The 13,398-nt window shown below is 36.1% G+C and carries 6 protein-coding genes and 1 CRISPR repeat array; all 6 genes read right to left on the reverse strand.

Features of this window, described 5'->3' with window-relative positions; all coding sequences use genetic code 11:
- Positions 1-61: 61 nt before the first annotated feature.
- Positions 62-1,471, reverse strand: coding sequence for a cell wall metabolism sensor histidine kinase WalK (locus tag CI949_RS01555; protein WP_290762458.1), 1,410 nt, complete (start codon positions 1,469-1,471; stop codon positions 62-64).
- The gene (locus CI949_RS01560) at positions 1,468-2,142 is read right to left on the reverse strand and encodes a response regulator transcription factor (RefSeq protein ID WP_290762461.1); all 675 of its coding nucleotides are present in this window, start codon (positions 2,140-2,142) and stop codon (positions 1,468-1,470) included. The genes CI949_RS01555 and CI949_RS01560 overlap by 4 nt, the downstream gene beginning before the upstream one ends.
- Before the next feature lie 202 nt (positions 2,143-2,344).
- Positions 2,345-3,130 (reverse strand): nitroreductase family protein, encoded by a 786-nt coding sequence (locus CI949_RS01565; protein ID WP_290762464.1) that lies wholly within the window; start codon positions 3,128-3,130, stop codon positions 2,345-2,347.
- 63 nt (positions 3,131-3,193) lie between these two features.
- Positions 3,194-4,537: a phosphomannomutase/phosphoglucomutase gene (locus tag CI949_RS01570; RefSeq protein WP_108142293.1), complete on the reverse strand. Its 1,344-nt coding sequence runs from the start codon at positions 4,535-4,537 to the stop codon at positions 3,194-3,196.
- A 190-nt stretch (positions 4,538-4,727) separates the two neighbouring features.
- Positions 4,728-5,381 carry an aspartate/glutamate racemase family protein gene (locus CI949_RS01575; RefSeq protein WP_290762468.1) on the reverse strand — a complete coding sequence of 218 codons (654 nt, stop codon included), beginning with the start codon at positions 5,379-5,381 and terminating at the stop codon, positions 4,728-4,730.
- A gap of 15 nt (positions 5,382-5,396) precedes the next feature.
- On the reverse strand, positions 5,397-6,263 hold the full coding sequence (locus tag CI949_RS01580) for an ADP-ribosylglycohydrolase family protein (RefSeq protein WP_290762471.1): 867 nt from the start codon (positions 6,261-6,263) through the stop codon (positions 5,397-5,399).
- Between the two features lie 89 nt (positions 6,264-6,352).
- Positions 6,353-13,167: a CRISPR direct-repeat array (repeat unit 37 nt; unit sequence GTTTCAATCCTTATTTTAGTGGATCAGTCACTGGAAC).
- Positions 13,168-13,398 lie beyond the last annotated feature (231 nt).

Raw genomic sequence — 13,398 nt, forward strand, 5'->3', positions numbered from 1 at the left:
TTCTTCCTCCTTTTAAAGTTGCTGTAATATCATTATATATTTTATAAACCTTAGCTTTCTTCTATAATTCTTCATAAAAATTTATATAAAAAGCTGCCCCACCGTCTTCGTTGGCAGCCCAAATTTCTCCACCATGTAATTCTACCAGAACTTTTGAAATTGCAAGTCCGAGGCCATATTCACCATCATCACCTTTTTTAAATTTATCAAAGATTTTTTTGAGCTCTGAACTGTCAATTTCTATTCCATCATTCCAGAATCTAAGCTGGATTATAGGCTTTCCCTCTTTTTTTATTTTTTTTGAAGAAATCTTAATTTTCTCAGCAGCATATTTAAACTGATTATCAATAATATTTTCTACAATCACTTCTAATTTTTCTTTATCTGCTTTTAGCTTGATATTATCTGAGATCAAAGACCAGCTGACATCTCTGCGCCGCCAGCTTAATTTTTCCAGTTTCTTTTCCAGCAATTTGTCAATATTTACTGCTTCTAATTTTAAATTCTGTCTGCTTAAATAATCCATTTTGCTGATATCAATTAGAGTTTTAACTCTTTTCTCCATCTTATAACTTTCTGCTTCCATAGCTTCCAGACTTCCCTGCAGATCTCCACGGGGATAGATACCATCCTGCATCGACTGAACATAGGATCTCAAAACCATAATTGGAGTTTTAATTTCATGTGAAATCTGCTGAATAAATTCCTGCTGTTTTTCATCTCTTTCGACCAGCTGCTGTCTGAGCCACTCGATTGTATTTGCCAGCTCCCCAATTTCATCTTTGCGGTCAATCTCTAAGGGCTGATCCCATTCCCGATTTGCAATTTTTTTGACCTGCATTTTAATTACCTGCAGTGATTTAGTTAGATAACGCGCTACAAAAATAGAAATCAGCCAGGCTAAAAATAAAAAGACGAGCAGCGAAATTATCAGGCGAATAAAAAATTCGCTAAAAAGACTGTCGCTGTAGCGGCTTCTTAAATAGGAAACAATATACTTTTCTTCTCCGGCAGCATCAAGTTCCTGAAAAACATAGTAAATAACCTCATTACTGTCTATTTTTAGCTCAGAACGACTCGCTGGGTTTTCAGATCTAAAAATATCTTCTTTGATTTTTTCAGCAATATTTAAATTGTCATTATCAGTAATTTCACCATCTTGATTGATGATAAAGTGGCGGGGGACCCGCGAAAACTTGATTGGAGGGCCGTCATTATTACTTTCGTTTTTGGGAAAAGAAAATCCTTCAGGAGCCTCTCCCTGATTTAGATCATCAAAATGTCCTTCTTCAATAATAAAGGCCTGAGTTTCCTCCAGCCGGTCATGTTTTTCGGAAATAATTATCGAGCGCAAAATAAAAGGAAGGGAAAGTGAATATAAAAGCAGAGCAATAGTTAAAACTGCCCCGGTTATCAGCCAGATTTGAAAAGAAAGCGGTTTATTTTTGATTTTTGCCAGAATTGTTTTCACTGCTTCACCATCCTGTAGCCGTGACCATAAACAGTTTCGATTTTAGCTTCCGGCAGTTTTTTGCGAAGCCTTCTAACCAGATCATCCACAACTCGGTCTGAACCATAATAATTATCTCCCCAGACATTTTTAATAATCTGTTCTCTGCTGAGAGCATTTTGAAGATTATCAAAAAGAAATCCAAGTAAATCAAATTCTTTTGCCGTCAGCTCAATATCTCTATTTTCCTCTTTTTTTACTACTCTTCTTCCCTTAAAATCAATCAAATAACCTGCATAACTACAGCTCTGCTCTTCATCTTTTTTTCCATAGACCCTTTTTAAAAGATTTTTTACTCTGATCACCAGTTCCCGAGGAGAAAAAGGTTTGGCCAAATAATCGTCACTTCCTTTTTCCAGCCCTATTATTCGATCTAAATCAGCATCACGAGCAGAAATAAAGATTACAGGAGTATTGTCATTTTGTTTCTTTATCTCTGAAATCAACTGAAATCCATCTATATCGGGCAGCATAATATCTAAAATCCAGAGATCAGGTTCAGCAGTAATTTTCTCTCTTGCCATTTCGCCCTTAAGAAAAGTTTTTACTTCCCAACCCTCTTTTTTTAAATAAGAACTTAAAATATCATTTAAATTCTGATCATCTTCAACCAAGTAAATTTTATAGCTCATTTTTTCCTCCCAGTCCATGCCACAAAAAGTTAAGTAATAATAAAAATTATTAAATTCAAATCCGCTAAAGCTAAAATAATTATCTCTGTAGCCTTATTATAAATTATAAAAGTCAAATCTTTAGCAAATAAATATGTGAAATTATGAAAAAACCGCAGAAATTAATCTGCGGCCAGAAAAATATTAGTTATAATTATTTAATTCAACTTTCACTAACAAAAGAAGCAAGTCCAAGTCCGCCAAATTCAATCTTGCCGGAAGTACCACCATCAAGGGCACCTATCTCTAAGTGGAGCAGTGCAATTCCACACTCTAATCTTTTATAAGCAGAAGGCTCACCCTTACAGTCAACTGCAAGTTTTTTGTCTCCATAATAAAAACGCCAGGGCTGTCTGTTCAGTCTGGAAGGAGCATAACTCCCAAGTTTAATTGCATTTTTTACCCAGCCCGGCCAGTCTGGATCATAGCCATCAGGGCAGAGTTCTCTAACATTTTTTCGGTCCCGATGGGGAAAGAGTTTAGAAATAAAATGTCTGGTCAGATTATAATTTTCTGATGAGTATCCAATTGGGCTGACCGCTACCAGCCGCTCTCCTCTTTTTAAATTGAGTTTAACTCTGGATCTTTCGGGAACATAACGGGCACCAACCCAGCAGGTTCCAAGCCCCAGAGCGGTAGCTTCTAAAATAACAGCTTCACCAATATAGCCCATCTTTGTCCAGCGGTGCTCTCCATTATCATTAATTACAAAGGCCATGAAAGCCGGTGAGTCGGTAAAATTACCGTATTTGCCCTGTAAAGCAGGCAGAATTTCTTTAATAGATTTTTTGAAAATTTCTATCCTAACTTCCGGGTAAATTTGATTCAACTCTGCTATCTTTTTTTCCAGCGATTTTAAAGTAAAAGGTTTAATCTCCTTTGTCATATACTTTTGTTGAGAATAACGAGTCTGCACAGCCTCATACCACTTTTTAACAGGAATATCCATAGGACCCGCTCCTTTCTAAAAGAAGTCTCTTTTTAATTCCAAAACTAAATTCCCAATCTGCGTTTATTCTACTGCCATAACTTCTCTGATTTCTGTCATTTTTTCATCCAGTAATTCCTGGTTTTTAGCTTCTACAACAAGTCGTAAATAGGGCTCAGTATTGGATGGTCGAACATTAAACCACCAGTCTTTATATTCTAAGCGGTAGCCATCAAAATCATAAAATTCCTCCGGTTTTCTCTGAGCAAAGAAATAGTCTTTTAAGTCTTCCATTACTTCTTTTTTATTTTCAATCTTAAAGTTAACCTCTCCGGAAGTCGCATATTTATCCAGTTCAGCTATATATTCTGAAATAGCTTTACCTTCCTTTTTAAGTCTGGCAGCCACATTGAGCACAACCAGAGCAGTCAGCATTCCCGAATCACAGTAGAAAAAGTCTTTATAATAATAGTGTCCGGCTAATTCACCTCCACAGATACCATCTATTTCTCTAAGCTTAAGCTTGGCATAGGCATGACCTACCTTCCACATATGTGTCTTTCCACCGAGTTCTTCTATATGCTCCTTAACTGACCAGGAGGTTCTAATGTCATACAGTACATTTTTACCCTTGCCTGCATTAATATAATATTCTGCCAGTAAGGCAACAATTAAATCAGGAGAAATAAAATTCCCTTTTTCATCTAAAAACATTACCCTGTCGCCATCTCCATCAAAGATCAGACCTAAATCTGAACCTTTTTCTAAGAGTAGTTCTTTTAAATCCTCTCTATTTTCAGCTTCCAGGGGATTTGCTTCATGATTGGGAAAAGTTCCATCCAGTTCATTATAGAGATAATGAGGCTGGTCACCAAAGATTGCATCAGTTAAAATTGCCACCATCCCATTTGAAACATCTATCGAAAGATCCAGCTCGGAAAGATCAGGCAAATATGATTTCTGGAACTCTATATATTCATCTTTCAAATCATGTTCTAAAATATTACCTTTTTTATTTTTACCGACCGGCTTAACTTCCTCATTTTCGATCATTTCTTCCAGCTCTTTAAGTCCGGAATCATAGCCAACCGGCAGTGCATTTTCTCGTGAAATCTTCAGCCCATTGTACTCAGGTGGATTATGAGAAGCTGTAATCATAACTGAAGCCTTATAACCGTGTTTGGCTGTCCCATAATAGACCATCGGAGTAGTAGCATAGCCAATCTTATAAACATCTGCTCCCCGGTCAGTAATACCAGCTGCCAGAGCTTCAAAAACTTCTGGAGTTGACTCCCGATCATCATAGCCAACTAAAACCTTATCTGCTGCCAGCAGTTTAGGCAGAAAATAACCTATTTTGTAAACATCCTCTTTATCAAAATCTTTGTTATAAACTCCTCGAATATCATATGCCTTAAATGCTTTCAAAATACCGCCTCCCTAATAATTTCTGTATTTTTATTATAACATATTTTGACAGTAAATCTATCATTAAGTGATAATTCTATCTATTATATATATTCTATGTTTATTCGATTTTTCCTTGTTTGAAAGAAAAAAAGAACAGCTTTGAGGCTGTTCGTCACTGGTCAAAAAGTTATTAGCAGATTTCCAGAATTTATTTAAGAGATTCCAAAGCCTTTTGGATTCCTAATTCAGGGCTGGTTAAAAACTTATTCTGCTCTTCAGCAGGTAAAATTGAAACTGCTCTGGCCATTGATGCCTGAGCCAGAACTACTACCTCTACTTCTGCAGCCAGTTCTTTTAATTTATCCGCCAGAAGTCTGTCATGCTCAGCCTGGTTGCCTTCCATTAATTTTTGATAGGCAGAATCGGCAAGTGCAGTCTTGATTTCTACTTCTTTATTTCTGGCAGCTGCCTTCTTTTTTATCAGTTCTGTGCTCGGTTTAAGAGTAGTTGCTAAGGTTGCTGCCACTCCAATTTTTTCTGCATTTTTTACTGCTTTTTCCGCCATTGCCGAATCAATCCGCAGCACTGGCAGCTTATAATTTTCATTTTCCCTGTCAAAAATTTCTCCAATTGAAGAACAGGCACTCATAATTAAGTCTGCTCCCTGATCAGCAGCAACCTGAATATAATATTTTACTCTTTCTTCTACTAGAGAAATATCTGCCTGATTATTTATTAGTTCAGGTAGAATTGAATCATCTACAATATTTATAATTTCAATTTCAGGCTCTTTTTCTTTTAGCAATTCATTTAAAGAATTTACTGTCACCGGTGTTGTATGGATTAAAGCAATTTTTGCCACATTTATCAGCTCCTTTTATATTTCTGCGAGCAGTTTACTTACAGCCTGAGATTTATTAAAGCCAGTTATTAATTTTTCGGGGATGGAACCCAGTCCCTCGGCTGCCGCCATTACTGCAGCAATAACCATGGCTCTGGCAGAAGTATCTCCTCCAGCCATAATATTAAGGGTCAGTGCTTCCAGAAGATTATCTGCATTCCACAAAACATCAAGCACAATTGGAAAGCCCTGCTCAATTGAGCAGCCCTGACCACGCTCATCTGCACTGGCTACAATATTGTCTTTGCTTCCTATTTTTTCAAAACTCTCTGCAGTGAACTGATTTAAATCTTTACTGTCTTCGATTGCTTTTTTATAGTCTTTACCTGCCAGTACTTCCTTTATTACTCTAAAAACAAATTTTCCTGTCTGGTCAACAACTTCTGCATTATGAGTTAAATGAATCAGGTCCAGAAAATCCTGTTCAGTAATATCCGCTTCTAAAAATAAAGGCAGACTGCGGGCAATACCTCCCAGTTCATGATTTTCTGCTCCGACTAGGGTATTTGAATCTCTGAATTTTTCCAGCGAATCCTGCATTGCATTATCCATGTACATCTCATTATTTTCAAGATAATCAACCCAGTCATCTCTAAACTTCTTTAAATCAAAGCCCTGATTATCCGATATAGACTGCAGTAAAGCAAAGGCCTGTTCTCCATAGTGAGATAAATCTCCGGCTTCTTTACCCTGATGGAATTTAGCCATTGGAGATCTGTATTCGTCAATTATACCGCTGTATTCTTCTTGTAATTTATCTGTGCTGTAAACCCAGTGGGAACCGAATGAGAGTGCGTCTGCGATAAAGACTGCTTTTATTAAATCTTTTCTTTTATTTAGCATGATTATCCCTCCAATTGAAATCTGATTATTTTCTGATTTAATTATATGCAATCTAAAATTTGAATAAAATTAAATTGATTACACATTTGGTTTCTATCCTTGTTTTAGTGGATCAGTAATAATGACAAACAAATAAGAAGAGCTGATAATAATGGCTTATATATTTCAATCCTTATTTTAATGGATTTGCAGTTATGAATGGAAATATGCAGCTATAATACTCTAACCAGTTTGTGTTTCAATCCTTATTTTAGTGGATCTGCAGTTATGACTGCATCAAAGCTAGGGTTAAGTATATTAAGTGCAGCGTTTCAATCCTTATTTTAGTGGATCAGTCACTGGAACGCAGCAAAATGCTACAGAAACAGAAGAACGGTCCAAGTTTCAATCCTTATTCTAGTGGATCAATCATTGAAACAGAAAAGGAGGACGACAGATCGCTCCTTTTGTAGCGTTTCAATCCTTATTCTAGTGGATCAGTCATTGGAACTTCAGGAATTATTAAGGAATATACTGAACCAATGGCGTTTCAATCCTTATTTTAGTGGATCAGTCACTGGAACGGGCTTTTTATGAAAATGAAGTTTATGACGCAGATTATTGTTTCAATCCTTATTTTAGTGGATCAGTCACTGGAACTAGACGGTCTGACTGATGAAGACGGAATAATGAATAGTTTCAATCCTTATTTTAGTGGATCAGTCACTGGAACCAATTTGGGGTTGATGTTAATTCAACACCTGCTTGTTTCAATCCTTATTTTAGTGGATCAGTCACTGGAACTCTCACGTGTTTTTAGCATAAGGAGGTATTTACAATGTTTCAATCCTTATTTTAGTGGATCAGTCACTGGAACGATAATGAGTAGTTAAATACCAAACTAAAGGAGAAAGTTTCAATCCTTATTTTAGTGGATCAGTCACTGGAACTTCTTGTAGTTCATTATCTTCCTCCTCCTCTATAAGTTTCAATCCTTATTTTAGTGGATCAGTCACTGGAACTGTGGGATCATCAACTTTTTGGAAATATGTGCGGAGTTTCAATCCTTATTTTAGTGGATCAGTCACTGGAACACCACTTGATAAGTTTCGATATAAACCTAGAAAACCGTTTCAATCCTTATTTTAGTGGATCAGTCACTGGAACATGGCTGATGTTGGTACTCTCCTGGACGGTAACGTGTTTCAATCCTTATTTTAGTGGATCAGTCACTGGAACATTTAAGCTGGTTAAAGTTAGATAATAGCATATTAGAGTTTCAATCCTTATTTTAGTGGATCAGTCACTGGAACCTGAACGAAGATTTGGTTTGGGAGAAACATAAAACGTTTCAATCCTTATTTTAGTGGATCAGTCACTGGAACCACAATACAACACTTTGGGTAGAAGGATTGACTACGTTTCAATCCTTATTTTAGTGGATCAGTCACTGGAACCTTCTCTATTTTTATCAGTCACCCTGTGTATACCAATGTTTCAATCCTTATTTTAGTGGATCAGTCACTGGAACATTGAACCATTTGAACAAACCACTAACTATTTTAGAGTTTCAATCCTTATTTTAGTGGATCAGTCACTGGAACTATTATACTTCTGATCAAGCCAAAATTCATGATAAGTTTCAATCCTTATTTTAGTGGATCAGTCACTGGAACAAGTATTGGACGCTCTGAATATGCTACTTTAGGCTGGTGTTTCAATCCTTATTTTAGTGGATCAGTCACTGGAACCTATGTATGAAACTGGAAACAGAAGGCCTCCATGTTTCAATCCTTATTTTAGTGGATCAGTCACTGGAACTTATCACGGACCCTACTATCATCTGAATCCCTCCAGAGTTTCAATCCTTATTTTAGTGGATCAGTCACTGGAACACACCTCTATCTTGTGTAAGTGAGTGTGTTTCCCAATGTTTCAATCCTTATTTTAGTGGATCAGTCACTGGAACGCTTAAAATATAAATACTTTCCCATCAATTCTGAAGTTTCAATCCTTATTTTAGTGGATCAGTCACTGGAACCTTTGATTTTAAACATTATCTATCCCTCCTATGGAGTTTCAATCCTTATTTTAGTGGATCAGTCACTGGAACTGATTTAAATATTTTAAATATCACTTGCAAAGCTGTTGTTTCAATCCTTATTTTAGTGGATCAGTCACTGGAACATAATAAGCAGCAAGAAAATTTAATTAATGCTATAGGTTTCAATCCTTATTTTAGTGGATCAGTCACTGGAACCCTTTGTCCTGCCCTTCTCCTATTGTCTGTACTTCGAGTTTCAATCCTTATTTTAGTGGATCAGTCACTGGAACACTTTGCAAATAATAGTGGTATAGGGTTCTATAAAGAGTTTCAATCCTTATTTTAGTGGATCAGTCACTGGAACAATGGTATTGTATAGTTAAATATAAATTTACATATCGTTTCAATCCTTATTTTAGTGGATCAGTCACTGGAACCCCCACTTGACCGCTGCTCTCTTGAAAGCGTCTGAGTTTCAATCCTTATTTTAGTGGATCAGTCACTGGAACAAACGCACAGAAAGAAAACTAAAAAAGCTAGAGAGTTTCAATCCTTATTTTAGTGGATCAGTCACTGGAACTAATCACCCCTTCCATAATTTTATCCATTTCATCGCGTTTCAATCCTTATTTTAGTGGATCAGTCACTGGAACAGTCATTTTTTTACCTCCTTAATCTATTTTAGACAAGTTTCAATCCTTATTTTAGTGGATCAGTCACTGGAACAATACTATGAGTAATTGGGGAGGGGTAGTTATATTATGTTTCAATCCTTATTTTAGTGGATCAGTCACTGGAACTAAACAAGAACAAGCAGCTAGAGATGCAGAGACTTGGGTTTCAATCCTTATTTTAGTGGATCAGTCACTGGAACCATGGGTTTTTTGACCAATAGTGTTGACTGGACTTAGTTTCAATCCTTATTTTAGTGGATCAGTCACTGGAACATGAGCACGAATTATGTTTTAATTGCATTACTGAGCAGTTTCAATCCTTATTTTAGTGGATCAGTCACTGGAACCCAATAACTGCAGCTAACAAGTATATAATCAGATCTTGTTTCAATCCTTATTTTAGTGGATCAGTCACTGGAACACATATAGAAAGCTATATTTTGCAATTAACAATAGTTTCAATCCTTATTTTAGTGGATCAGTCACTGGAACTTGACGGCTATAATCTAATCTAATCAGCTCTAAAGCGTTTCAATCCTTATTTTAGTGGATCAGTCACTGGAACTATATTGTGATATTCAGCTGATAAACATATTTTCTTGTTTCAATCCTTATTTTAGTGGATCAGTCACTGGAACATTATCCAAAGAGGATCAGAAAACTGGAGATGGGTGTTTCAATCCTTATTTTAGTGGATCAGTCACTGGAACTGCCCAGCTTTTACCTTTATATTGCTTTTGCTAATTCGTTTCAATCCTTATTTTAGTGGATCAGTCACTGGAACCTGTATTTTAGGTATTAATAGACTAATTTGCTGGTGTTTCAATCCTTATTTTAGTGGATCAGTCACTGGAACACTCTGTGTCATTAATACATTTACTCCGCGTTTAGTGTTTCAATCCTTATTTTAGTGGATCAGTCACTGGAACAAAGGCGAATATGGAGCGTAGAAAAGAAATAATAAAGTTTCAATCCTTATTTTAGTGGATCAGTCACTGGAACTTATTTTGAGTCCTGGGGTTGTGGACAATTAAATTGTTTCAATCCTTATTTTAGTGGATCAGTCACTGGAACGCTGTATAGTATCAGTTGTATGTCCTGTTGCAGACTCGTTTCAATCCTTATTTTAGTGGATCAGTCACTGGAACTATATTTTGCGAAGTTTTTCAGTTCAGCAATATAAAGTTTCAATCCTTATTTTAGTGGATCAGTCACTGGAACGACAGCGTATTTACATTTGCAGCAGGACAATTTGCGTTTCAATCCTTATTTTAGTGGATCAGTCACTGGAACAAATTAGTTCTCTATGGTTTTATACCTTTAATAGTGTTTCAATCCTTATTTTAGTGGATCAGTCACTGGAACGAGTTATATCAACACAGAAAGCAGTTTCCACAATTGTTTCAATCCTTATTTTAGTGGATCAGTCACTGGAACCTGGTACTTGCAACCCAGAAGGACCATATCATTGGTGTTTCAATCCTTATTTTAGTGGATCAGTCACTGGAACTTTTTTAGAAATAGATAGGCAAACTTTCTATAATTAGTTTCAATCCTTATTTTAGTGGATCAGTCACTGGAACAAGAGATGGCGCAAACGCAGGCGAAGTTTTACTGCCGTTTCAATCCTTATTTTAGTGGATCAGTCACTGGAACCTCAGTTTCTTTATCAGTTAACCAGCCTATACCCTCGTTTCAATCCTTATTTTAGTGGATCAGTCACTGGAACTTTTATTTTGAGTCCTGGGGTTGTGGGCAATTAGATTGTTTCAATCCTTATTTTAGTGGATCAGTCACTGGAACTAAAGCTATCAGAATTGATTTTAAAGACAGTATATATTGTTTCAATCCTTATTTTAGTGGATCAGTCACTGGAACCCAAACAGAAAGAAAGCATGTCCTCTGGGAGTTACGTTTCAATCCTTATTTTAGTGGATCAGTCACTGGAACTCAAGTGGGACTTATTGAAGTTACTAATGAAATGTTGAGTTTCAATCCTTATTTTAGTGGATCAGTCACTGGAACTTCTTCAGGCCACGTTGTTATCTCATCTCCATAAGCAGTTTCAATCCTTATTTTAGTGGATCAGTCACTGGAACCAAAAAGCGTTACTGAAGCATTTCACGATATGTGGAGTTTCAATCCTTATTTTAGTGGATCAGTCACTGGAACGCAACTACCCATAATCCTCTAATATATCTATCATAAGTTTCAATCCTTATTTTAGTGGATCAGTCACTGGAACATATATGACACTCATTTCATACAGTTAGCAGCTTAGTTTCAATCCTTATTTTAGTGGATCAGTCACTGGAACATGAGGAAAACGCAATAAATTGAGGGGGAATAAAAAGTTTCAATCCTTATTTTAGTGGATCAGTCACTGGAACAAGTTTTACGATTATTATGAGCAGATAAGGGGTGTGTTTCAATCCTTATTTTAGTGGATCAGTCACTGGAACACAGTCAATGGTTTAAGATATGAGGTTGCGCTGCTGTTTCAATCCTTATTTTAGTGGATCAGTCACTGGAACGATATATCATTCAAAGCCTATGCAATACACAGGCTGTTTCAATCCTTATTTTAGTGGATCAGTCACTGGAACCTTAGCGAAAGCTTTAAAGAAATCAGGCTGGAAATGTTTCAATCCTTATTTTAGTGGATCAGTCACTGGAACATGTTATTGAAGCAATAGGGGAAAGGTTAGGTGATGTTTCAATCCTTATTTTAGTGGATCAGTCACTGGAACTAAATTGCTAGCTAAAACTAAGGTTGAAACTTATTGTTTCAATCCTTATTTTAGTGGATCAGTCACTGGAACAGGAGAAAGCACAAGTAATGCGACAGCAACTGAAATGTTTCAATCCTTATTTTAGTGGATCAGTCACTGGAACTGTGGACATTTAAGTGGGGATTTTTGCAAGAAGTGTTTCAATCCTTATTTTAGTGGATCAGTCACTGGAACACATTAGAAGTATATGACGGTGCGGCTTATGTTGAAAGTTTCAATCCTTATTTTAGTGGATCAGTCACTGGAACATAGCTGATTTAAGGCTTCACGCTGAACGAAGGTAGTTTCAATCCTTATTTTAGTGGATCAGTCACTGGAACCATACTTCATTTTAATTAATTTTTCAGCGTGTTTTCGTTTCAATCCTTATTTTAGTGGATCAGTCACTGGAACACTGTAAATACTGTTTTCATTCCACTTGAAAGATTATGTTTCAATCCTTATTTTAGTGGATCAGTCACTGGAACCAATCTGCCTGCCCGTGTCTCACATCAAGATGAAGTTTCAATCCTTATTTTAGTGGATCAGTCACTGGAACATCTATATCCTCACTAATTAATCTATGAGTATGTGCCAGTTTCAATCCTTATTTTAGTGGATCAGTCACTGGAACAAATATAGAAAATGATTTTGCAAATAATGAAATCAGTTTCAATCCTTATTTTAGTGGATCAGTCACTGGAACAAATGATAAGTTGATAGATAGCGGTGATTTTATATTGTTTCAATCCTTATTTTAGTGGATCAGTCACTGGAACTTAATGGATTATATTTTGAGGTTAATGGCAATAAAGTGTTTCAATCCTTATTTTAGTGGATCAGTCACTGGAACTTAGATCTGGCGAATATCTCAATTGACTGTTTACTGTTTCAATCCTTATTTTAGTGGATCAGTCACTGGAACTTTAACATTTTATCCTCTCCTTTTTACTTGATATTATGTTTCAATCCTTATTTTAGTGGATCAGTCACTGGAACTGGACTAATATCCCTGTTGATGGAAAGCCAAAAGAGTTTCAATCCTTATTTTAGTGGATCAGTCACTGGAACATGTAGGATATGAAGATGGTAGTGCAACACAGACTTTGTTTCAATCCTTATTTTAGTGGATCAGTCACTGGAACCATCAGAAATCTATTGAGAGGTTTAATGAAAGATTGTTTCAATCCTTATTTTAGTGGATCAGTCACTGGAACTGTTTCTTTCGCATATTTAACAGCTTCTTCGTTGTAGTTTCAATCCTTATTTTAGTGGATCAGTCACTGGAACAAAATTGAGGAGAAAGCGTTAGCAAATCCATCTTTAAGTTTCAATCCTTATTTTAGTGGATCAGTCACTGGAACAAAGAAAGTAAACCTTATAAAATGGCAATGTATCTGTTTCAATCCTTATTTTAGTGGATCAGTCACTGGAACCCGATATAGTTTAAATTAACTTTTATAACAGTCATTAAAGCACTTCTCCTAGAATTTTTTAAAGGGTTTATCCCCAATTAAATCTAGAAAAATATCTAAATTTACACCAAATCCCGCAACTTTGACCATTTTGACCAAATTGCCATTTATTGGATTATCAAGGTTCAGTTTTTTCAAGAAAAATAATTTTGCCTCAGAATTTATAATTTTTACTCTTTCTTAGTTATATTT

The organism is Halanaerobium sp., from assembly GCF_003070835.1.